19 protein-coding genes are annotated in these 21,085 nt (G+C 42.2%); 12 read left to right on the forward strand and 7 right to left on the reverse strand.

What is annotated here, in order from left to right; all coding sequences use genetic code 11:
• Window positions 1–269, forward strand: a 269-nt coding sequence (locus ISG33_RS00005) for an EF-Tu C-terminal domain-related protein (RefSeq protein WP_498043307.1), incomplete at its 5' end; no start/stop codon positions are given.
• Window positions 270–327: 58 nt separating this feature from the next.
• Here ISG33_RS00005 and ISG33_RS00010 read toward each other — a convergent pair.
• Window positions 328–891, reverse strand: coding sequence for a GspH/FimT family pseudopilin (locus ISG33_RS00010; protein WP_195731545.1), 564 nt, complete (start codon window positions 889–891; stop codon window positions 328–330).
• A gap of 121 nt (window positions 892–1,012) precedes the next feature.
• On the opposite strand from ISG33_RS00010, the gene hrpB reads away from it, so the two are divergent.
• On the forward strand, window positions 1,013–3,568 hold the full coding sequence (hrpB, locus tag ISG33_RS00015; protein WP_195731546.1) for an ATP-dependent helicase HrpB: 2,556 nt from the start codon (window positions 1,013–1,015) through the stop codon (window positions 3,566–3,568).
• Between the two features lie 4 nt (window positions 3,569–3,572).
• Here hrpB and trhA read toward each other — a convergent pair whose 3' ends face one another.
• Complete coding sequence (gene trhA / locus ISG33_RS00020; RefSeq protein ID WP_195731547.1) at window positions 3,573–4,232, reverse strand: PAQR family membrane homeostasis protein TrhA; 660 nt, start codon at window positions 4,230–4,232, stop codon at window positions 3,573–3,575.
• Between the two features lie 578 nt (window positions 4,233–4,810).
• Here trhA and ISG33_RS00025 point away from each other — a divergent pair.
• The 6 genes from ISG33_RS00025 (at window position 4,811) to ISG33_RS00050 (ending at window position 10,182) form a co-directional block, all read left to right on the forward strand.
• Window positions 4,811–5,011, forward strand: coding sequence for a hypothetical protein (locus ISG33_RS00025; protein WP_195731548.1), 201 nt, complete (start codon window positions 4,811–4,813; stop codon window positions 5,009–5,011).
• A 373-nt stretch (window positions 5,012–5,384) separates the two neighbouring features.
• Complete coding sequence (locus ISG33_RS00030) at window positions 5,385–7,367, forward strand: alpha-amylase (RefSeq protein ID WP_195731549.1); 1,983 nt, start codon at window positions 5,385–5,387, stop codon at window positions 7,365–7,367.
• Window positions 7,368–7,551: 184 nt separating this feature from the next.
• The gene (locus ISG33_RS00035) at window positions 7,552–7,830 is read left to right on the forward strand and encodes a type II secretion system protein (protein WP_195731550.1); all 279 of its coding nucleotides are present in this window, start codon (window positions 7,552–7,554) and stop codon (window positions 7,828–7,830) included.
• A complete protein-coding gene (locus ISG33_RS00040; protein WP_229333391.1) occupies window positions 7,827–8,408 on the forward strand; it encodes a prepilin-type N-terminal cleavage/methylation domain-containing protein in 582 nt (193 codons plus the stop codon). The genes ISG33_RS00035 and ISG33_RS00040 overlap by 4 nt, the downstream gene beginning before the upstream one ends.
• A gap of 117 nt (window positions 8,409–8,525) precedes the next feature.
• On the forward strand, window positions 8,526–9,590 hold the full coding sequence (locus ISG33_RS00045) for a CNNM domain-containing protein (protein WP_195731551.1): 1,065 nt from the start codon (window positions 8,526–8,528) through the stop codon (window positions 9,588–9,590).
• A 139-nt stretch (window positions 9,591–9,729) separates the two neighbouring features.
• Window positions 9,730–10,182, forward strand: a complete 453-nt coding sequence (locus ISG33_RS00050) for a DoxX family protein (protein ID WP_195731552.1) — start codon at window positions 9,730–9,732, stop codon at window positions 10,180–10,182.
• A 66-nt stretch (window positions 10,183–10,248) separates the two neighbouring features.
• Here ISG33_RS00050 and ISG33_RS00055 read toward each other — a convergent pair whose 3' ends face one another.
• The gene (locus ISG33_RS00055) at window positions 10,249–10,692 is read right to left on the reverse strand and encodes a hypothetical protein (RefSeq protein ID WP_195731553.1); all 444 of its coding nucleotides are present in this window, start codon (window positions 10,690–10,692) and stop codon (window positions 10,249–10,251) included.
• A 221-nt stretch (window positions 10,693–10,913) separates the two neighbouring features.
• Here ISG33_RS00055 and nhaD point away from each other — a divergent pair, with 221 nt between their 5' ends.
• The gene (gene nhaD, locus ISG33_RS00060) at window positions 10,914–12,347 is read left to right on the forward strand and encodes a sodium:proton antiporter NhaD (protein WP_195731554.1); all 1,434 of its coding nucleotides are present in this window, start codon (window positions 10,914–10,916) and stop codon (window positions 12,345–12,347) included.
• A gap of 48 nt (window positions 12,348–12,395) precedes the next feature.
• Here nhaD and ISG33_RS00065 read toward each other — a convergent pair whose 3' ends face one another.
• From ISG33_RS00065 to ISG33_RS00075, 3 genes are all read right to left on the reverse strand, one after another.
• Complete coding sequence (locus ISG33_RS00065) at window positions 12,396–15,746, reverse strand: TonB-dependent receptor domain-containing protein (RefSeq protein ID WP_195731555.1); 3,351 nt, start codon at window positions 15,744–15,746, stop codon at window positions 12,396–12,398.
• Window positions 15,747–16,059: 313 nt separating this feature from the next.
• Complete coding sequence (locus ISG33_RS00070) at window positions 16,060–16,593, reverse strand: hypothetical protein (protein WP_195731556.1); 534 nt, start codon at window positions 16,591–16,593, stop codon at window positions 16,060–16,062.
• A gap of 124 nt (window positions 16,594–16,717) precedes the next feature.
• The gene (locus ISG33_RS00075; RefSeq protein ID WP_229333392.1) at window positions 16,718–17,689 is read right to left on the reverse strand and encodes an alpha/beta hydrolase; all 972 of its coding nucleotides are present in this window, start codon (window positions 17,687–17,689) and stop codon (window positions 16,718–16,720) included.
• Window positions 17,690–17,909: 220 nt separating this feature from the next.
• Here ISG33_RS00075 and ISG33_RS00080 point away from each other — a divergent pair, with 220 nt between their 5' ends.
• Genes ISG33_RS00080 through trmB form a run of 3 tightly spaced genes read left to right on the forward strand, consistent with a single transcriptional unit; the run spans window position 17,910 to window position 20,354 of the window.
• Window positions 17,910–18,842, forward strand: coding sequence for an ABC transporter ATP-binding protein (locus ISG33_RS00080; protein WP_195731557.1), 933 nt, complete (start codon window positions 17,910–17,912; stop codon window positions 18,840–18,842).
• Window positions 18,835–19,617 carry an ABC transporter permease gene (locus tag ISG33_RS00085; protein ID WP_195731558.1) on the forward strand — a complete coding sequence of 261 codons (783 nt, stop codon included), beginning with the start codon at window positions 18,835–18,837 and terminating at the stop codon, window positions 19,615–19,617. The genes ISG33_RS00080 and ISG33_RS00085 overlap by 8 nt, the downstream gene beginning before the upstream one ends.
• Window positions 19,617–20,354 carry a tRNA (guanine(46)-N(7))-methyltransferase TrmB gene (trmB, locus tag ISG33_RS00090; RefSeq protein WP_195731559.1) on the forward strand — a complete coding sequence of 246 codons (738 nt, stop codon included), beginning with the start codon at window positions 19,617–19,619 and terminating at the stop codon, window positions 20,352–20,354. Before ISG33_RS00085 ends, trmB begins: the two co-directional genes overlap by 1 nt.
• On the opposite strand, the gene ISG33_RS00095 is transcribed toward trmB, so the two are convergent.
• Complete coding sequence (locus ISG33_RS00095) at window positions 20,324–21,082, reverse strand: EAL domain-containing protein (RefSeq protein ID WP_229333393.1); 759 nt, start codon at window positions 21,080–21,082, stop codon at window positions 20,324–20,326. The two genes, trmB and ISG33_RS00095, sit on opposite strands and share 31 nt — an antisense overlap.
• Window positions 21,083–21,085: the final 3 nt, after the last annotated feature.

Here is a 21,085-nt window from a genome sequence, read left to right on the forward strand (position 1 = left end):
AAGCTGAAGTATATGTACTAAGCAAAGACGAAGGTGGCCGTCATACTCCTTTCTTTAAAGGTTACCGTCCACAGTTCTACTTCCGTACAACTGACGTAACAGGTGCAGTAGAGCTTCCTGAAGGCGTAGAAATGGTAATGCCTGGTGATAACTTGAAGTTCCACGTAGAACTGATTGCACCAATCGCGATGGACGAAGGTTTACGCTTCGCAATCCGTGAAGGTGGCCGTACTGTAGGTGCTGGCGTAGTAGCTAAAATCCTAGACTAATATCTTTTCGAAGATAATAAGAAGGCGCTCATTGAGCGCCTTTTTTTTAGTCTGCAGCTTAAACTGAGCAATTCAAAGCTGCTCCTGAGCTTCCCTCGTGAATACCATCTCTATTGCGGTCTTTACTTAACTTTATTTTTCCCTGCAAACTGAGTGTCAGTTGCCGGGTAAATTCTAAGTCTCCCTCATCAGTACATATTTTAATACTTGCTGGGCTTGCAGTGACGCCACTTTCGTAAAACTTGATCATTCTGCGATTACTGCTCATCCTCAAGGTTTTTTCTACCGCTTCACTGCTAATCAATATGGCTTCGTCTGGATCTCTGTAGTCATTATAATTAAGATCAAAAAATACGATCTTAGGCACATTCCAGTCACTACCACATTGCTGATAGTCTGCAGCAGGGCACAACACAACTAGCCTTTCTTCATCTATTGCTTTAAAACGCGCAAACCGCATTAAACTGTTTATTTCATTCAAGTCTGAAGTTACTCTGGCATGTGTAATCATTTTTATAAAGCTTGGTATGCCCACTGTGCTTATAATACTAAGTATTGCTAGTACAATCATGGCTTCAACTAAGGTCAACCCTCGCATGTTACTCTGGCGACATATTTTCATTGTTCAGCCATCCTTGGCTTTTACTTCAACTATGCATCATTGTATGCTCTTACAACACTAACAAACACTGCGCTAAAGTTGTGTTTAATCGTCCATTTCTTAATTTACCAAACAGGCCCACATGCTTCCGATAGTCGATATTTTTGATGCGCTTACTGAGCAGTTAACTAAAGGCGACTGTATTGTTGCGGCCCCACCAGGCGCTGGAAAGTCCACAGCACTCCCTTTGCATTTAATTCAACAGCAAGTTATCAAAGGGAAGAAAATTGTGATGCTGCAACCACGAAGGATAGCAGCTAGGTCAATTGCATTTTTTTTGGCTCAACAATTAAATGAAAAAGTGGGAAGACGAGTAGGGTATCGTATTCGTGGTGAAAGCGCAGTGTCAGCTGAAACCCAATTGGAAATCGTCACCGAGGGCATACTAACCCGAATGCTTCAGGCCGATCCCGAATTAAGAGATGTCGGTTTAGTTATTTTTGACGAATTCCATGAGCGTAGCATACATGCCGACTTCTCTTTGGCACTGTGTTTGGAAGTTCAGCAAGCGCTGCGCGAAGACCTTCGACTACTAGTTATGTCGGCTACGCTCGATAGTGAAGCGATACAAAAACTCATGCCTAATGCTTTAGCACTGCAATCTCAAGGTCGTACTTTTCCTATCGAATATGTGTATCATACTCGAGATAAGAGGCTTAGCTTAACAAAACAAGTGAGTAAGATAGTAAGTACTGTTTATCTTGCTCACAGCAAGGACATTCTTGTTTTTCTGCCAGGGAAATACGAAATCCATAAAGTAGCTCAAGAGCTATCGCTGTACTTCGACGATAAGCCGAATATTGCTCCAGAAGTGCATTGTTTGTTTTCGGAATTAACAAAGGATAAGCAAGATAAAGCGCTTTCTCCTGCCAACTCTGGAAAGCGAAAAATAGTCTTGGCCACCAATATTGCCGAAACCAGCCTGACTATTGAGGGTATTGAAGTTGTTGTTGATAGTGGTATAGAAAAAAAGGCAATTTTCGATCTTCGTAAAGGTCTTACTCAACTCACTACTCAGCCAATATCCCAAGCCTCTGCGACACAGCGGGCGGGGCGTGCTGGACGATTAATGCCTGGCACTGCATATCGTTTATGGTCGAAAGAGTTACATAGTCGACTAGCAATGCAATCAACACCTGAAATACTTTATAGCGCTCTCGACAGCTTGGTGTTGGAGTCATCCATTTGGGGAGCCAGTATGAATGAACTTGCTCTCATTGATAAGCCCTCGTTTGCACAACTAGCTCAGGCAGAAGATCATTTAGTGTCTTTGGGCTTGGTAATGTCCTCATTGCAAGCATCCTCACTGCAAGCACCCTCATCGCACGCATTAGCGGTGACTAAATTGGGTAAACAAGTGCATGCCCTGGGTACTAATCCCAATATCGCTGTAATGCTGCTGCGCAGCACAGAGATGAGCGTAAGTCATCAAAGCATGGCCTGTGCCATCGCAGCTCTGCTTGAAAATAAAGATCCTTTACTTTCCGAGCGCGGTGTTGAATCGGTCGAGTTGTCTCTGCGATTACGCTTTTTACTTCAGAATAGTCATCATCCCCTCTGGAAAATGATTTCACTATGGCAAAAAAAATTGGCTGAGATAAGCAAAATAAACCTCAACAGTCTCAAATCGCAAGACTGGCCCTTGCACGATGCTGGCATAGTCGTCGCATTTGCCAATCCTCTTTGGTTGGCGAAGCAAAGAGCTAACGCAGTCTATTTTCTAGCTAATGGCAGTGGTGCGCATGTGCAAGAACACGACGACATTGCGCAATCTGAATGGTTAGCTGTGGCAACACTGCAAGCACAGTCAACAGCCAGTGCTAACGGTGCTGTTATCAGACTTGCCGAATCGATAACACTTGCTTCATTAGACATTTATTTTTCCCACATGTTTAGCAACAGTGAAGAGGTTTTTTGGGATGATACAAAGCAAGCAATCGTGGCGCAAAATATAAGACGCTTTGGAGACATCATCTTAAGTCGACAAGCAAGCCCAAAGCCATCATCAGACAAACTATCACCTATATGGAAACAGCTGCTTCAAAAAAAATTTAAGGAAAATGGTGTAGCCGCCTTGCCTTTAAATGACAAAGCTACCGCTTGGTTAGCACGCGTCAGATTATTGAGTAAGATAGATACTAGCTTTCCAAGCTTAAGTGATAACTTTTTACACAATACTCTAGACGATTGGCTTGTGCCTTATTTAGCTGAAGTGACTACTTGGAAGGGCTTTAGTCAGCTAGCGTTTTTGCAATATTTGAAAACCTTGTTGACCTATCCACAACAAACTATCTTGGATGAGCAAGTACCCGCTTTCTATCAGATACCTACCCGGCGCAAAGTAGCCATCGACTATAGAGACAATGGTAAGGCCGTCGTGTCGGTCCGCATACAGGAAATGTATGGATTAAAAACACAACCGACTATCTTAAAAGGAAGTTTAGCAATCACGTTTGAACTCCTATCTCCGGCGCAGCGCCCGATCCAGACAACTGATAATATTGTCGGATTTTTTCAAGGCAGCTATCTTGAAGTACAAAAAGAAATGAAGGGGCGATATCCGCGTCATTTTTGGCCTGACGACCCGATCAATGCTAAGCCTACGACCAGCACCAAAAAACGTATGTTGGATGGGTAGAAGCTTACACTGTACTTTGCCCTAATACATAGGCATAGATAGCCAAGAAATGACTTGCTGCACCGAGTAATACAAAAACATGCCAAATAGCGTGGGTGTAATGTTTATGCTTAGCCATATAAAAGGGAATACCAAAAGAATAGGCCAAGCCCCCAATGAACAAAAATAGAAATCCAGTAAAGGGAACTGCGTTATAAATTGGCACTATAATAACTAAGGCTAACCACCCCATAATAGCATAGGTACTCACCGCTAATTTCGGATATTTATCTTTGAATATGGCCTTAAATCCGACTCCTAATAAGGCGATTGACCAAATAGTGATCATGCTAGCTAGCGATACCCAGCCCTCAATCGCAATCATTAAGAAAGGGGTATAAGTGCCCGCAATCAACAAGTAAATCGCAATGTGGTCAGCACGTTTTAGGATGGGTTTGACCTGGGGCTTACTTACCCAATGATACAAAGTCGAAGCACCGAATAGCAGTATCATCGAAGCACCGAATATTGACGATGCCAACATCTCTAGGCCATTGTTACTTTTAAACAGCATCGCCACGGTACCAACTATCGCCAGTATGAACCCAACAAAATGGCTCAGTGAATTGAGTGATTCTTCTAGCTTGCTGTAATGTGCTAATTTAACTTTCGGTATATCTTTCATTTTGGAGGACAGAATCTTATCAACTTTTAACAATGAGTAGTTTGAGCTTACAATTGTACGCTGAAACCCAGTGTAGTGAAAGCATCACTTGCTTTACATTGCTGAGATTGCCATGAAATACAGCTAAGTTCTTCAAAGCTAATAGTATTTAGGCTGCTTCAGCCCTGTTTTCATTTTTCAACGTAAGTTAATGCTTTTACAACTTGTCTCTTCTGTCGCCATTCTTTTTCGATTAGCGTAAATAAATGATGAAGTGTAAGGTCATAAACGAGTTTTACACTTACAGAGGAGGAAGCTTTCGAATGTTTTTTTGTTTAAAAAAAGACCAGTTTTATTGGCTTTCGGTGTTGCGAATCTGCGTCAGCTAATCGATATTACGCCTGTACGATATTGACTTACAGGGTTGTTGTATATTTACCGTCTAAATTTCTATACATAGGTATTGATTGCTAAAATTATATTCGGTATAAATATCTCACTGCTTATCAAGAAGCTATAGATAAAGCACTCAAAATAATAATATCAATAGTATTCAGCTGCTGATTATTCACAGCTATTAAAATTGGAAGGGTTACGAGATGACACTATTTACTACTAAGAACTTCACTCGAGCACTAGTTGTTTGTTTGGCTGGTTTTTATTTGTCTGTTATTTCTGAGTTTTTTGATTTCAATATAATGTCAAAAATACCCTCTGTAAGTGGTAGTGCTTTGGCCGTAACGTTGGGCTTGGTTATTTTTCTTGTTGTTTTTGCCCTCAGAGCTCGTCATCGTCATTAAGAACGATTTACATTAACAACTTCCTCCATGTTAGCATCTTGAGGATCTATCCCTCACCCTCTACATATAATGTTTGCTAAAACAGACTAAACGTCTGATTATTCGCATATTATTATTCAATAAAATAGCGGCAAAAAAACGAAAAAAGCAAACTTACATACGTATTCATATAGCCAAAACCTATTTTCCATCTTATTGTTCGCGTGATTTATTTTTACATTAAATTATCAATTTGTTTACATGTTGCTTTTTGAGTAGTTGCTACTAACGTGAATAAATACAGTGAAAAACAACACGTATGACTCGGTAACTAGTTTAGTTGTCTCCATAACTTAATGCTTGTCTAATCGTGTTCAAATTAGGACACAAATAAATGAAATTACACAAACTTATCACCTCGGTCGCACTGTCGGCGAGCCTTTTCTCAGCATCCGCGGTTGCGGCACCTGCAACCTTCGTGCATTTATTCGAATGGAACTGGAAGGATATTGCGACTGAATGTGAAACTTTCCTTAGCAAAAATGGTTATGCTGCTGTGCAGGTATCACCGCCGAATGAGCATATTACCAATAGTGAATGGTGGGCTCGCTATCAGCCTGTTAGTTATGTGCTTGAGAGTCGTGGTGGAACACGAGCCGAGTTTATAGACATGGTGCAGCGCTGTGATGCAGTAGGTGTTAAAATCTATGTTGACGCGGTAATTAACCACATGGCTGCAGGAAGTGGCACAGGCACAGCTGGCAACACCTTTGGGAATAAAAACTACCCAAACTACTCACCTCAAGATTTTCACACGTCTTGCCCGATATCAAGTTACAACAATCGCTTTCAAGTTCAAAACTGTGAACTCGTTGGTTTAGCTGACCTCGATACCGATGCGCCTTATGTTCAAGATACCATCGCGGGTTTTCTGAGCGACTTGGTAAATATTGGAGTTGCTGGTTTCAGATTAGATGCATCAAAGCACATGCCAACTGGCGATATTTCTGCCATTCTCTCAAAAGTAAATGGTCAGCCACTTATTTTTCAAGAAGTTATTGATCAAGGCGGCGAAGCAATAGGAGCGCCTGAGTATTTTGCTAACGGTAAGGTCACTGAATTTAAATACAGTGTTGAAATTGGCAACGTCTTCCGTCAAGGAAAGCTAGCTTGGCTGAGCAACTTTGGTGAAGCTTGGGGCTTAATGCCGAGCTATTTGGCCGTGGTATTTGTTGATAATCATGACAATCAGCGTGGGCATGGCGGTGGCGGTAATGTCATCACTTTTGAAGATGGGCGTCTTTATGATTTGGCAAACGTCTTTATGTTGACATATCCCTATGGCTATCCAAAAGTAATGTCCAGTTATGAGTATTTCGGTAATACTGACGCCGGTGCGCCAGGTGTGAATGTACACAATAACGGTAACTTGCAGTGCTTTGGAAATGACTGGAAATGTGAGCATCGTTGGTCGTATATCGCAGGGGCATCAAAATTTAGAGATGCAACTTCCGACGAATTTGTCACGACAAATTGGTGGGACAATAGCTCAAATCAAATTGCTTTTGGACGCAAAGACAAAGGCTTTGTTGCTATCAACAAAGAGAGTTTTCCGTTAAATGCTAGCCTACAAACTAGCATGGAAGCGGGGCGCTATTGCAATGTGCTTAAAGGTGAGCTAACGCCAGATAAACGCTCCTGTACGGGTGAAATCATTACGGTGAATGGAAATAGTAGAATTTCAGCCAACGTAGCAAGTTACGACGCCTTCGCAATTACTCACAACCAGAAGATAATAGATGACGTGATTGTAGAATATGAACGTACTGTGATATTCATTGAGCAAGAAACTGCCGTTGGGCAAGATATGTTCATTCGCGGTGGTATCGATCATGGTTTTGCTGCCACACTTGGTAAAAACTGTAACGCCTCTAACTTCGAATGTGCAATTCGTATTAAACATCGCAATGAGCGCAACACCACAACTGCCCCATGGAAGTTAAACGATAAATATCTCGACTGGTATGGTTTAGAAAGTGGTCAAGATAGCGGTGCTCGCGGTACTGCCCTAGACTGGACAATAGATTCATGGCCTGCTTCTTGGGGACAAATTCGTCGAGTGATTACCGACGGTTATGGTGAAGAGTCGCTCAATATTTGGGGTGCAAATCAATGGATGTTAGATGTCGACATGGTTTGTGATGATACTTACAACGGCTTTTTTGAAATTAAGGCCTTTGTTAAAAATGGTCAAGGTTGGGAGTCTGATATTAATCAAGCGAATACACCGTATGCTTCAAACAACCATGTTGCTGAGTGTGGCAAAGTAAACCGTTTTGTTTTTAATGGAAACTCTGTTGAAGTAAGAGACTTTTAAAAGCGCAAAAACACGATTTCAATACTAACTAAAAGCACCTATTCATTGTTGTGAATAGGTGCTTTTTATTGCGTATTCACTAGCATACCAAAGTCAAATACTTCAGACGCTACACTAAAACTGATTAGTCTATCATCTACTTTTGCGAAAACTGTTCGGACCCACTCTTTTATTTGGCAAATACATGAAAAACAATAAGTCGCTAAGCGGCTTTACTTTAGTTGAGCTAGTCATCGTAATCGTGATTTTGGCTGTCTTAAGTGTCGTTGCAGCCCCGCGATTTCTAGACTTAAGTGACGACGCTCGACAAGCTCAACTTAGCAAACTAGCGACTGATTTAAGCAGCAGTGCAAATCTCATATACGCACGCTCAGTTATTGCTGGAACCACTGAGATTGGTGTTGATAGTAGTATTGTAAATTTATATTGCAGCAAGCTACGATACTTAAGATTAACACGATGAAGAATAATACAGAGAAGACTAGTGTAATGAACCATAAGCAAGAGAAGAGATCCTCACGTCGCGCAAACCATGGTTTTACGCTTGTTGAGCTGATTTTAGTGATTGTTGTTTTGGGGATTCTTGCTGTTATTGTTACACCAAAATTCCTTAGCTTTACTGATGACGCACGACAGGCACAGTTGATTCGATTGGCTTCGGATTTAAAAGCAACTTCTGATCTGGTTTACGCCTCTTCGGTTATTAATCAAAATGCTGAACCTGGTCAAGATGGAACGGCAGATATAGGCACTGTAACAATACGTACTAATTCCGGTTATCCACTAGCAAATTTAAATTTTGCAGTAAAATTCTTAGTTAACCTCGACGCCATCACATTTACGAATGCTAATATTACTTGTACTGATATATGGTGCGGGTTGGGTAACCAACGCACCGCACCTGGTGGTTTAACAAGTACAGGTTTGATAACAAAAATATTTCCCGAGGGTTATAGCTATAATGATTTATGTGGGGTTGTTTACATAAACGACCAGGACGGCTCCGCGCCAAGAATTATAGTGCAATCCGAGGGCTGTTAAGCTCGTGTTAAGCGGCATAATACTTAGCTACAATGCCGAAGGCAGCTATAATAAAATGACTAATTTGAATTAAGTGCTACAATCAGTTTTTTTTATTACAGAATTCTTACTTCGCTTATGTTTTTGTTGATTGTTTATGTGCTTATTGCGCTCGGTTTTTCATTTATATGTTCCATTGCCGAAGCTGTTATTTTAAGTGTCTCACAAGCCTATATTTCATTGCTGGAAAAAGAGAAAAAAGCATCGGGCCCGTTGCTCGCTAAATTAACCGGCGATATTAATAAGCCCTTAAGTGCCATACTTACGCTTAACACGATAGCACATACTATGGGCGCAGCCGGTGCCGGCGCTCAAGCAGCGGCCGTCTTTGGTGATGCCTACCTAGGTGTGATTTCTGCTGTGCTTACTTTCCTTATTTTGGTTTTTTCTGAAATTATTCCGAAAACCCTTGGAGCAACCTTTTGGCGTCAACTTGCTCCTGTTACCGCGCACTTCCTAAAATATCTTATTATTGTTTTATATCCCTTTGTAAAAATGTCTCAAAAGCTCACCAGTGGTTTTACCGAAGAAAGTCCTCTAAAGGGGCTTAGTCGCAGTGAGCTACTCGCAATGGCCGAGTTATCAGGTCAAGAAGGTCAACTTGCTAAGCAAGAGTCCCGCTTTTTAAAGAACTTACTTCAATTACATGAGCTCAGCGTTAAAGATGCAATGACACATCGCACCGTGGTCTTTTCGGCGCCAGAATCGATGACAGTTAACCAATTCATGGAAGAAAAAATGCCGATTGAGTTCTCTAGGATCCCTGTATACGAAGACGAACATCGGGAAAATATCAGTGGTTTTGTGTTGAAGTCTGATATTTTAATTGCTAAAGCTTATGGTGAAAATGAAAAGACACTTTCCGAGATGAGTAATTCTCTTCCGACAGTGCTAAGTGATATGCCTTTATCAAGCACCTTCGATCAGTTCTTGAAGTCGAGAGTACACATGGTGTTGGTTGTTGACGAATACGGTGGCTTGGAAGGCATTTTAACGTTGGAAGATCTACTCGAGAGCCTTCTAGGCGTGCAGATTGTTGACGAAAGTGACACCAATGTAAGTATGAAGCAACTGGCTAAAGTAATGTGGCGCAGAAGAGAGCAACGTTTAATGAGTAAGGATACTGAAGACAGTAGTTCCTAAATATTGATTCTAATAAATAGAAAGGTTTACTCTATTTATACTAATATTCTTTTTATTTAATTGGAGTATCTTATCAATCAAGCGTTAGCAATATGTCGTTGCTAGCAAGTTAATTGATAAATTACTCTAAGGAAATAAAATGAAAAACCCACTTACGACTCACGCCTTTGTTAGCTCGACAGCTCTTGCGCCGCTAGCCCTTCGCTTGGTTGCCGGTATTATTTTTATTGCTCACGGTGCTCAGAAACTATTTGGTGTTTTCGGCGGATATGGTCTTGAAGGCACTGGGCAATGGATGGCATCTATTGGCTTAGAGCCTGGTTACCTAATGGCTCTTATGGCAGGTAGTGCAGAGTTTTTTGGTGGTATATTCTTATTACTCGGTTTGCTAACAAGAGCCAACGGCGCTGTTCTTTCTATTACTATGTTGGTTGCCATCTTTGCGGTACATTTTGAAAATGGTCTGTTTATGTCAAACAACGGTTACGAATTTGCACTGGCGTTGTTAGCTATATCGATTTCTATCGCGATTTCGGGGGCTGGTCGATTTTCTCTTGATAATGTTTTAAGTAAACGTTTCAATACTCAATGATACACAGCGAATACGTGCGCCAGTGTTAAAACTCAAGAGGCTTAGTGACTACTATGCCTCTTGAGGTCATAGTTCAGCCAGGATGTTATTCCAAGCATTTAAGTGCCCTTGATAATTAGCTTTCAGGGTGGCGCTTACCTCATCGACATTTCGTAAGTCTTCCGGTACTTCACTCAAAATGCGCCAATGATTTAGGGTATTCGTAGCTGCTGCTAAAAGTTGAGCCGTGCTGGCAAAGGCCTTTTGTTTGTTTTTTATTATCGCATCCGAACGCTCGCACAAGGCCTCTAGTGGTGAATCGCTAATTGAAGCTACTGCCTTTGTCACTTCGTAATCTCGCAAAAGTTGCTGAAAGCTCTCATTTTCAGCATCAATGTCGAAACCTTGGTTATTTACTTCATCAAAAATAGCCTGAGCGTAGCTCATCGTGTCGAATGTGCTTAAATGCAACTGTTGAAATAGCGCCTCTTTGGCTTGCAGTCTTGGATCTACAAATTTTTCGTTTGTCACTTAATCACCCTATCCTGATTGTTTGTGCTAATTGTAGTTGATCAATATAGAAATAACTGAATTTAGATCAAGCCAATATTGTCGATTTATATTAAACTCCGCGCGCTTTGTCGTTGATAACTATAGCCAACAGAACGTGGTCGAATGGTGTTCTAACGACTTCACGCTTAGCTCATTAGTTAAGTACTATAACTTGCCCTACTTTTATTCCGGAGACATTTATGCAAGCCCGTTCGGTTTGTGCATTTCTTCTATGCACACTCTTTCTCACATTAATCAGCCCATTTGCTGTTGCATCATCAACCTCTGCATCGGTCGGTAGCTGGATCGATCTTACGCTATCCCCATTGGGCTTCATTGCCATTGCAATTTTCGTTATCGCATATGTGTTTGTGATACTTGAAGAACAATTACATCTTCGTAAGTCAAAGCCGGTTTTGTTGGCCGCCGGCATCATTTGGATACTTATTGCTATTGCTTATACCGGGGAGGCTGAACACACTCTTGTTGAAGAGGCTATTCGACATAACTTTTTAGAGTACGCCGAATTGTTTTTCTTTTTACTAGTGGCTATGACTTATATTAATGCCATGCTAGAGCGTGGCGTTTTTGATGCTTTACGCGATGTGCTTGTGAAAAAAGGTCTGAGTTATCGAGCTCTGTTTTGGTTAACTGGAGTCTTAGCATTTTTCATCTCGCCTATAGCTGATAACCTTACCACAGCACTGGTTATGTGCGCGGTGATAATGGCTGTTGGTAAAGATGAACCAAAATTCATTGGTTTGGCATGTATTAATATTGTAGTAGCAGCCAATGCCGGTGGTGCGTTCAGTCCATTCGGCGACATCACGACACTCATGGTATGGCAAAAGGGGATTATTGAATTTTGGACTTTCTTTAATCTGTTCTTACCCTCTGTGGTGAACTTTGTCATACCAGCCGTTATTATTAGCTTCGCATTACCCACAGGTAAGCCTATTGTTGACAATATGAGTGCGACTAGCATCAAAATCAAAACGGGTGGCTTGGTGATTGTTGGCTTATTTTTGGCAACCATTGTAACGGCAATCAGTTTTCATTTAATGCTTCACATGCCGCCAGTCTACGGCATGATGACAGGTTTCGCTTATCTAAAAATTTACGCCTTCTTTTTGAAAAAGCAGTCTTTAAATTGGGAGCAAGAGCCCGATAGCTCACCAGGATCTACACCCCATGCAAGCTATGGAAAATTCGATATATTCAATAAAATAGCGCAGGCAGAGTGGGACACACTATTTTTCTTCTACGGTGTGATTATGGCAGTTGGTGGCCTTGGATTCATGGGGTATTTGGGCTTAACATCAGAATTTATGTATGGTCAACTTGGTGCGCTGAACGCTAATATATTAGTGGGGGTTTTATCAGCCATTGTTGATAATATTCCCGTGATGTTTGCCGTATTAAGCATGAGTCCTGAAATGTCAGAAACGCAGTGGTTATTAGTTACATTAACTGCAGGTGTAGGCGGAAGCTTGTTGAGTATTGGTTCTGCCGCAGGGGTAGCTTTAATGGGCCAAGCTAGAGGGCATTATACTTTTTTCGGGCATTTGAAATGGATGCCTGCAATTGCTCTGGGTTATGCCGCAAGTATTTGGGTACATCTGTTAATTAACTAGCAAAAAAAAGACGGGCAATTGCCCGTCTTATAAATTGTGAAGCTTATCTTAGAACTTGTGGTTGATTCTGATTGAGAATCTTCTACCTAGTTCTTCATCAACACCAAAGTGACCAACCGCGTCAGCGATACGACCAGCTTGGTCTGGACGACGATTTAACACATTCAAGAAGTTGGCTTGAATAAGTGTATTCTCGGCAACGACATAACCAATACTTAAGTCATGAATGAAGCGAGCGTCAGTCTCGTTAGTTAATGCTGTAGCACGGTATACTTCTACTTCGTCACCATTGTCTAGCGAACCAGTGAAAGTTTCAGTAGCTGATGCTGGAGCATATAAAGTCTGCTCTAGTGAATCAATCAGTACTGAACTCTGCCAGCGCATACGCCAGTTAATGCGAAGATCGTTATACGTGTAGTTAGTATCGAAAGTACCAATCCAATCTGGATCAGCAAAATCACCAACATCTTCTTCTACTTCAGAGCTCGGTGTTGCTTGGAACTCGTTAGTGATGTTGTGCTGTGCCTGTGAACGGATAGACAACTCACCTAAGTAAGAATCATTGTTACCGCCAAATAGGTTAACAGCTTCGTTTACGTCGAACTTATAGAAAACGTTGAAAGCAACTGATTCAAAGGTTGAAACAGCCACGTTTTCTGAACGGTTTGTTGCTGATGTGATTTGGAAGTTTTCATCACGAGTGAAAGTGCTACAAGCAGCTTCATTCGGGAAGTCATTGGAGTCGAAACAAGTCGAGGCCAAGTCTTCAAAAGAAACTTGGTTGATCGCATCATTGATTTCTAGGTCGTAGTAATCAATCGTAATTGATAAGTTATCAATCGCAGTAGGTGTAATAATTAGACCTACAGAAAGGGCTTCACTCTCTTCAGGGATCAAATCAGGGTTACCCAAGACTCTACCACCAGAGATAGTACCGTCCTGAATGCTAGACGTGAACGTACTAGTATCGATACCAATAGACTCACAGTTTGCACGACGCACTGTTGGATTTGGACCTAAAGACACTGAACGAGCGTCACAAGGATCATCACCAGAGATGAAAGTCTGTGACAACGGTAAGAATAGTTCATTGATTGATGGGTTTCTGAAACCTGTTGCAAAGGTACTACGCAAAGCTACATCATCAACAATAGACCAACGTAAGCTCAGTGAGTATACGTCTTTGTCCGTTGAACGGTCAGAGAAGCCTCGAGGAGCGTCAGTATTGAACTCTTGGCTTCTGAATGCTGCGGTTAGCTCCAAATCTTTAACCAATGGAATGTCCATGTCTGCAGACACGATAGGAGCGTTGATTTCAGCATAGAACTCAGAAGTATCAAATCCACCAGAAATTGGCTGAGAGATACTTGAACGCGTAATAGGAACACGTTGGCCAACACCTGGCGTAAACGATTGGTCTTCAATGCGAGCTTCGTAACCAACTACGAAGTCGAGTGGTCCACCTGGTAGATCAACAATGGTAGATCCGATGTTGAAGGTATATACCACTTGTTTATTGCTCGAGCTGCTGATCTGTTGTCCACCAGTAATGAACTCAAGAGCTTCGGTAGATGCATTTTCCCCAAACAAACTTAACGGTACACAACCGTCTAGGAAAGGTAGGTCCTCGTCAACTAAGCCTGAGCCAGTTGCACGGTCATTAAAACCGGTAAGTGTACCCGCTGCTAAGTCAGCATAAGCTCCACAAATGATGTCACCACGACCAAAACCACCCGTAAATGCAGAGTTAGAACCTTGCAGTTGAGCAAGAGCTGCGTCGAGGTCAGCCAAATCATCAGTAGCATCATCCGGATCTTGAATACGAATTTGCTCAAGCAAATCGTCGTCAACACGGCGAGCATCTACCGCATTAAGGAAACGTCCATCAACAATGCCGGTAGTTCTAACTTCAATATCAGAACGACCAACGATTACTGCTGCATCCCAGAACCAGTCACGATCAGCTAGTTCAAAAGTTCCCTCTAAGATATTTGAAACACGCCAAGTCTGAGTCTCGTTAGAGTTTGCACCTAAACCTACCAAATCATTATTGAAGCGGTGGATTGAAAAGGTGTCACCAGGTAAGCCAGCGGTTAATAAGGTATTACGGGCTTGCTCAGAAAGTAATGGGTTATTGATATTAATATCAATTGCAGCAGATGTTCCGCCGAAGAACCCAGTTTGGAAACCACCTTGGTTAACTAACTCGCTACCTTCGGTATTTGCATACAATAGGTCTTGTTTGAAGGTAATGTCATCAGTGATGTCGAAAGAAAATGCCGCAAAGGTATTGAATCGACTAACAGGTGACCGAATCTGATTCACACTGTCAAAGAAGTCGTTACTACAAGTATCAGCACCTTGTGTCAGCAAGCTACGAACAACAGGCTCGCCAGGTTGACAGGTTGTTAGGTCGCCATCACGGGTAAACTGGTAGAAGTTACCGTCAGCAAATGAACCTAAACCGCGGTCAGGCAAGAAGCCGCCACCCGGTGTTACACCACCATACTCAGTGAATAACTGAAGTTGTAGGTCTGGGTGTGAAAACTGAAGTGATGTTGTATCAGAGCTATCAACAACGCCATCACCATTGATGTCATCTGGCTGCCCGTCGCCGTCTAAGTCGACAAAACGACCGCGAGCGTTATCTAAGTCGTTACTTCCGTTACAAAGAAAATCTTGATCACAGTCTAGTAGGCCTTCGTCATCAGTGTATTCAACACCAAATACGATGTTACCGCGACCATTAGCGAAGTTACCACCACCAAGGGTACTGATTTGGAAGCTTTGAGCGTTTGAATTGTCGTTGTTACCATATTGAGCGGTAACTTCAAAGCCTTCGTAATCGTCTTTCAATATAACGTTCACAGTACCAGCGATAGCATCGGCACCGTATATTGCTGCACCAGTAAGAGGAACTATCTCAATTCTCTCTACTAGAGCCGCAGGGATTGTATTTAAATCAACTTCCGAACCGCCCAATGCAGCAGAGGTTCCGGTTACCAAACGACGACCATTTACCAATGTTAGAGTACGCTGAGTACCCAAATCGAAAAGGTTTACGCTGTTTTGACCAGCAGTAAAACCATTTTGACCGCCTAATGGGGTTTGGTTTCCACCAAACAAAGGTGATTGTGTTAATAAGTCGGCTACGTTGGTGAAGCCTCGTACATTTAATTCATCACTGTCGAAGGTGAATATAGGAGCAGCTTCGCTCACTTCAGTACGGCCTATACGCGAGCCTGTTACTTTAATGCGCTCTACTTTCGTTACTATGACATCTTCGCCATCATCTAATGCTTCCTGAGCATTTGCAGCAACGCCAATTAAGGCAGCGCTAGAAAGCATTGTCCCAAACAGGATGCGTTCTACCGTTTTTGCTATTCTTGATTTTTGCATGTTATTCTCCGAACTTGATCGAGAGGTCAAGTCTCATTTTTATTATTCCCTAGTTTGTGGTGTGACACGTTTTGAAACAAATTGTGACACTACAGAAAAATAGCAGATAAGTGGGCGTTAGTAAAAGTGTATTAAATGTGTATTTTGATAGATGTAATAAGCATCCAAGCAGGAAACCGTAAAATTAAACTTACGAATGCAAAAAATAATAGCTATTTAATTGTAATAAAAAGTTAGCTTTGATGCTTTATTGAACAAAAGTCTGCGCCAAATCATTTATCACGTTCGCAGACTCCCACCTTGCACAACATTTTTAGTTGAGAATGCGCTTCACCTTAAAACTTCTGTTCACGCCACTCTTTCGCATGTAAAAGGAGCCAAATGCACCGCTTCGAATAATAATTTCGTCGTTGACTCTCGGTAGGCCAGGTTTGCCACTGTCTAATACTTCCCAAAGTTGTCCGTTTTCTAGGGTGATCCGAAAGCGCTTATTTGCGGCAACAGCGCTACTCTTTATCGACGATACAAGCTCTCCGTCCTCCAAGTAACTCTCTTTAATCGACACAGGTGGTTTCCCAAAATCTGCAGTTTCATCTTCGACCTGTGGGGGCGTTGACGCTTGAGGTGGCATACTTGGTTTGTTTTGGACTTGCTTATCAATCCTCGTTTTTTTAGCCTCTGTAGCAAGACTGTCATAGCATACCAAGCGCTGTAATGAGTCGGTTTCTTCCGCACACGCTAAAAGACGCTCTGACAGTACTTGAGGTTGACCAATGCTTGAAAAGCTAGCAATCGACGTCCACGATATTAAGCAAAACTTGAGTAGTTGTTTTTTTTGTTTTGACATAATTGAGATTCCTTTTTCCATGTTGGGCTTGTTTTTATAAGGAAGTAGAGTAGTCACTTCGTTTGATTGATTCAAGCTCATCTAGTTTCGGTAAAAATTGCTATCCATCAGCGACTCGCTCTCCTCATTGAGTACTGAAAAGGAATAATAGAGGTTCGTGCAAGCGCTTTGACCAAGAAGCTTCGCTATGATTTTCGCCTTGATGAAAATTAGAGGTCCATTTTGCCTTTTTGTCACTATTGGAACCATAGTGTTTGGTCATTACAGCATCAATTTGTCTTTGTAAGCGTGGGTAATATTGGTCGAGCGTTTGATCACCATAATCAAAATATAGCTTTTGCTGCTCAAGCGCTGGCAGTCGTTCATCCATGTAGCGTTTAAATTCGTTGAACGCTAAGTCATCTTGACCAAAGTCTCCGAGCCAATGTGTCGATATGCATGCTGCTCCTGCAAACTCATTAGGGTACTTCATCATTGCATACCAAGAGATAAGACCGCCCATGCTTGAACCGGCCAAATAGCGATGTTGTGGCCCTTTGTTTACCGAATAACGCCCCTCGATTTGTGGAATAAGTTCTTTGAGAAGGAAGGCCAAATAACGATCGGAATAGACTTCACCATCAAATAGTGGGGCGTTGTTGTATTCTAGCGTTGTAAGACTTTTCTTGTATTCGTCATCTAGACGCTCGTAAGGGGTTTGAGGGAAAAACTCAACATGACGTTTTGAGCCACCATTGGGAATCGCAACAACGATGAAGGGTCGCACTTTTGCTTCTTTCATCAACGTTGACGCAACTTCGTCTACCATCCACTCTTGCTTATTCCAGGTAATGTTGGCGTCGAACAGCATGGCAGCATCATGCATGTAAAGAACATCATATTTTTGTTCGCTAGAGTATCCATCAGGTAGCCACACATCAATGTGACGCGATGGAATCTGTGATATTTTCAAATCGGACAGGCGCTCAATAGTGCCCGAACTCACCACGGGGATAGGGTAATCAGCGAGTGCTGTAGGGCTAACTGCACAAGCGCACAGGCAAATAGTGATGTTCCTCAAAGATCTTAGATAGTTTGACATCTTGTACTCGTTCATACTTCCTCCATGTATTAAAATCACCAGCTTCGTCTCATATTTGTACAATATTACACCAATATTTTCGCAATTATGTAGTTTTAGCATAAGGAGTGCGCATTTGATTGAGCAAGTGCCCCTAAATTTTGGCATAATCGCGTCATTGTTTTGATATAAGCATTCAACCAAGCTTGACATCGGGCTAGGGTCGCAGAAGCTAGTAAACTCTAAAAGAGGCATAATGAAAGCATTAGATATCAAAGGCTTGGCCAAAACCTATAAAGGTGGCGTTCAAGCCCTTAAAGGAATCGATTTAAGCGTCGATGAAGGCGATTTCTTCGCTCTTCTCGGGCCCAATGGTGCGGGTAAATCTACAACTATCGGTATCATTAGTTCTTTAGTAAATAAATCTGAAGGCAGTGTTGCAATTTTCGGTCACGACCTTGCGAGTGATATCGTTAATGCAAAAAGTTGTATTGGATTGGTTCCTCAAGAGTTTAATTTCAATCAATTCGAAACCTTGCTGCAAATCGTTATCAATCAAGCTGGCTATTATGGTGTGCCGCGCTCTATTGCAAAGCAACGCGCTGAAAAGTACCTCAAGCAACTCGACTTATGGGAAAAACGCAACGACGCGGCTCGCACCTTATCAGGCGGTATGAAACGACGCTTGATGATTGCGCGGGCACTCATGCATGAACCACGGATGCTGATCCTCGATGAACCCACCGCGGGAGTAGACATCGAGGTCCGCCGCTCAATGTGGATCTTCCTCAAGGAGATTAACCAGCAGGGGATCACGATTATTCTTACGACACACTATTTGGAAGAGGCTGAAATGCTTTGCCGAAATATTGCGATTATTGATAAAGGCCGCATTGTAGAAAACACCAGTATGAAAGCGTTGTTGGCAACTCTTAACGTAGAAACTTTTGTATTTGATATTGCCGCGGGGGCGAATCAAATCAGCATTGATAATTTTGAATGCAGAGCAAGCGACGACCAAACATTAGAGGTTGATGTGCCAAAAGCTAGCGGTTTGAACCCGGTTTTCGAAGAGTTATCAAAACAAAATGTGCAAGTAATGAGTATGCGAAATAAATCCAATCGATTGGAAGAGTTATTTGTGCGTTTGGTAGAAGCTAATCAAGCAAAAGGAGAGGCTGATGAGTAATCGCAATTTAACCGCGCTATCTACAATCTGGATTAAAGAATGCACTCGTTTTCTGCGCATCTGGGTGCAAACGCTAGTGCCGCCCGCAATCACTATGTCACTGTATTTTGTTATTTTTGGTAAAATGATAGGTAGCCGAATTACTTTAGAAGGCGACTTCAGCTACATGGAGTTTATTGTTCCTGGTTTGATCATGATGGCAATTATTACCAACTCTTATTCAAATGTCTCTTCGTCTTTTTTTAGCGCTAAGTTTCAGCGTAATGTGGAGGAGTTGCTAGTTGCCCCAGTACCAACATGGGTTGTTATTATGGGTTTTGTTGGCGGAGGCGTTGCGCGTGCGGCAATTATCGGTGTGATGGTTACTGGTGTATCAATGTTTTTTGTCGACATCGAAATAGCTCATTATGGGGTGTTGATTACGACCTTGCTACTAACCTCGGTGCTGTTTGCAACCGCAGGCTTAATAAACGGTATTTTTGCGAAAAGTTTTGATGATATAAGTATCATTCCAACCTTCGTACTCACGCCGTTAACCTATTTAGGTGGCGTTTTCTACTCAGCATCAATGCTTGAGTCTGTTTTCAATGATTTTTGGCAAGGGCTTATACAAGTCAACCCGATTTTCCACATGGTTAACGCATTCAGATATGGGTTTTTAGGCCAGGCCGATGTGAATCATATCAGCGCCTTGGGTATTCTTGTTGTCGCCAACGTGATTTTATTTGCCGTGGCTTATCGTTTGCTTGCCAAAGGCACGGGTATTCGAGCTTAATGAAGGCAAGCCCGCGTGAGATAACGACGAATCAACAAGACGTGCATGATGACTTGACGACGATAGTTCGCAAGTATCGAGACAGCGATTTTAAGAAACCTGTTGCGGAGCATACTCAACAGGCTTTTGACGCAACCCTAAGCTGGCTCAATGCGACAGGCCTTGGTCATGCAGAGAACACAGCTTTGTTTAGTGGTGACGTTATTATCGATGCATGCTGTGGAGTAGGGGAAAGCTCGCTGGCTTTGGCGCAACAATTCCCCAATGCAAAAGTGATTGGTATTGATAAGTCGGGGGCGAGGCTAGCAAAGCATACTCATTATTTACAAAGGCAGAACTCACAAAAAAAGCCTATCGACAACCTAATGATCATTCAAGCAGACCTCAATGATTTTTGGCGCTTAATGGCGCAGCATCAAGCGAGTCACAGTCAGTGGCGCATAGCAAAGCAGTGTCTGTTCTATCCCAATCCTTACCCAAAAAAGTCGCAGGTACAAAAGCGATGGCATGCCAGCCCAGCATTTCCTTTTATTCTTGCGTGCAGTAAGCACATCGAGTTGCGCAGCAATTGGCGTTTATATTTAGAAGAGTTTCAACTTGCTTTGTTGGAATATGGCGTAGAATCAGACATTCATCAAGTTAGTGGCAGTCCTATTACGCCTTTTGAAAGAAAATACAGTGAGTCGGGACAGCTTTGTTGGCAACTTCAAACTCGCCCTTCTGGTGATGATAAATAGAAGCCTTGGCCAAATTTAATGCCCAGACGAGTCACTGCATCGAGTGTTTCTTGGCTTTCGATATGCTCTGCTACCAGACGGGTATTAGTTTTGTTGCATGCCGCTATTAATTCCTGAAGCAAAAATTGCTGTTTCTCTTTCTTATCGCCGCTATCATCCTCTGAGTTAACATCGCGCACACTGCCAGAGAGTGATTTGACCAAATCACCATCTAACTTCACCGCGTTTAAATCTAAACTCATGGCTTTTACGAGTGATTCCGAGAGTTGAATGACGCCATCTACACTAATGCCAAGGGTCGGGCACTTTTGGCGCAATAATCCAATCACGGGCAGATGTGCTTGTAGGGAGTGATGACTAATTTCAATACCGAACAATTCGCTAGAAGAATCTTGATGTTGATGTATAAGCCAAGCAACAACGCTTTCATCATCAAGATCTGAGTCGGCTAAGTTAATGCTCCAAGCCATATTGCGTTGCTTGCAATAACTTCGGCTTTCTTCGTAAATATGATGCGTTAATTCGGCGTTGCAGTTTTCTTTCTCGACTATGTTCAGAAACTCACTTGGCAAAAAAATGTGTTCGTTGTCGCCTAATAAGCGCGCAAGGCACTCGTATCGCCATACACGATTACTCGCCAGATTCATAATGGGTTGGAAAAATGGAACGACGCGTTCCATTTTAAATTCAAGCCCTGTCGCTGGGAGTTGCATTTGCGCCTGAGACATCGA

It is taken from the genome of Marinibium conchae (genome assembly GCF_015595035.1).
Lineage (GTDB): Bacteria > Pseudomonadota > Gammaproteobacteria > Enterobacterales > Alteromonadaceae > Glaciecola.

What these genes read in the sequence shown, in the direction of transcription:
- ISG33_RS00010 (WP_195731545.1), bottom strand. Translation starts at nt 891, where the DNA reads ATGAAAATATGTCGCCAGAGTAACATGCGAGGGTTGACCTTAGTTGAA.
- hrpB (WP_195731546.1), top strand. Translation starts at nt 1,013, where the DNA reads ATGCTTCCGATAGTCGATATTTTTGATGCGCTTACTGAGCAGTTAACT.
- trhA (WP_195731547.1), bottom strand. Translation starts at nt 4,232, where the DNA reads ATGAAAGATATACCGAAAGTTAAATTAGCACATTACAGCAAGCTAGAA.
- ISG33_RS00025 (WP_195731548.1), top strand. Translation starts at nt 4,811, where the DNA reads ATGACACTATTTACTACTAAGAACTTCACTCGAGCACTAGTTGTTTGT.
- ISG33_RS00030 (WP_195731549.1), top strand. Translation starts at nt 5,385, where the DNA reads ATGAAATTACACAAACTTATCACCTCGGTCGCACTGTCGGCGAGCCTT.
- ISG33_RS00035 (WP_195731550.1), top strand. Translation starts at nt 7,552, where the DNA reads ATGAAAAACAATAAGTCGCTAAGCGGCTTTACTTTAGTTGAGCTAGTC.
- ISG33_RS00040 (WP_229333391.1), top strand. Translation starts at nt 7,827, where the DNA reads ATGAAGAATAATACAGAGAAGACTAGTGTAATGAACCATAAGCAAGAG.
- ISG33_RS00045 (WP_195731551.1), top strand. Translation starts at nt 8,526, where the DNA reads ATGTTTTTGTTGATTGTTTATGTGCTTATTGCGCTCGGTTTTTCATTT.
- ISG33_RS00050 (WP_195731552.1), top strand. Translation starts at nt 9,730, where the DNA reads ATGAAAAACCCACTTACGACTCACGCCTTTGTTAGCTCGACAGCTCTT.
- nhaD (WP_195731554.1), top strand. Translation starts at nt 10,914, where the DNA reads ATGCAAGCCCGTTCGGTTTGTGCATTTCTTCTATGCACACTCTTTCTC.
- ISG33_RS00065 (WP_195731555.1), bottom strand. Translation starts at nt 15,746, where the DNA reads ATGCAAAAATCAAGAATAGCAAAAACGGTAGAACGCATCCTGTTTGGG.
- ISG33_RS00070 (WP_195731556.1), bottom strand. Translation starts at nt 16,593, where the DNA reads ATGTCAAAACAAAAAAAACAACTACTCAAGTTTTGCTTAATATCGTGG.
- ISG33_RS00075 (WP_229333392.1), bottom strand. Translation starts at nt 17,689, where the DNA reads ATGAACGAGTACAAGATGTCAAACTATCTAAGATCTTTGAGGAACATC.
- ISG33_RS00080 (WP_195731557.1), top strand. Translation starts at nt 17,910, where the DNA reads ATGAAAGCATTAGATATCAAAGGCTTGGCCAAAACCTATAAAGGTGGC.
- ISG33_RS00085 (WP_195731558.1), top strand. Translation starts at nt 18,835, where the DNA reads ATGAGTAATCGCAATTTAACCGCGCTATCTACAATCTGGATTAAAGAA.
- trmB (WP_195731559.1), top strand. Translation starts at nt 19,617, where the DNA reads ATGAAGGCAAGCCCGCGTGAGATAACGACGAATCAACAAGACGTGCAT.
- ISG33_RS00095 (WP_229333393.1), bottom strand. Translation starts at nt 21,082, where the DNA reads ATGTCTCAGGCGCAAATGCAACTCCCAGCGACAGGGCTTGAATTTAAA.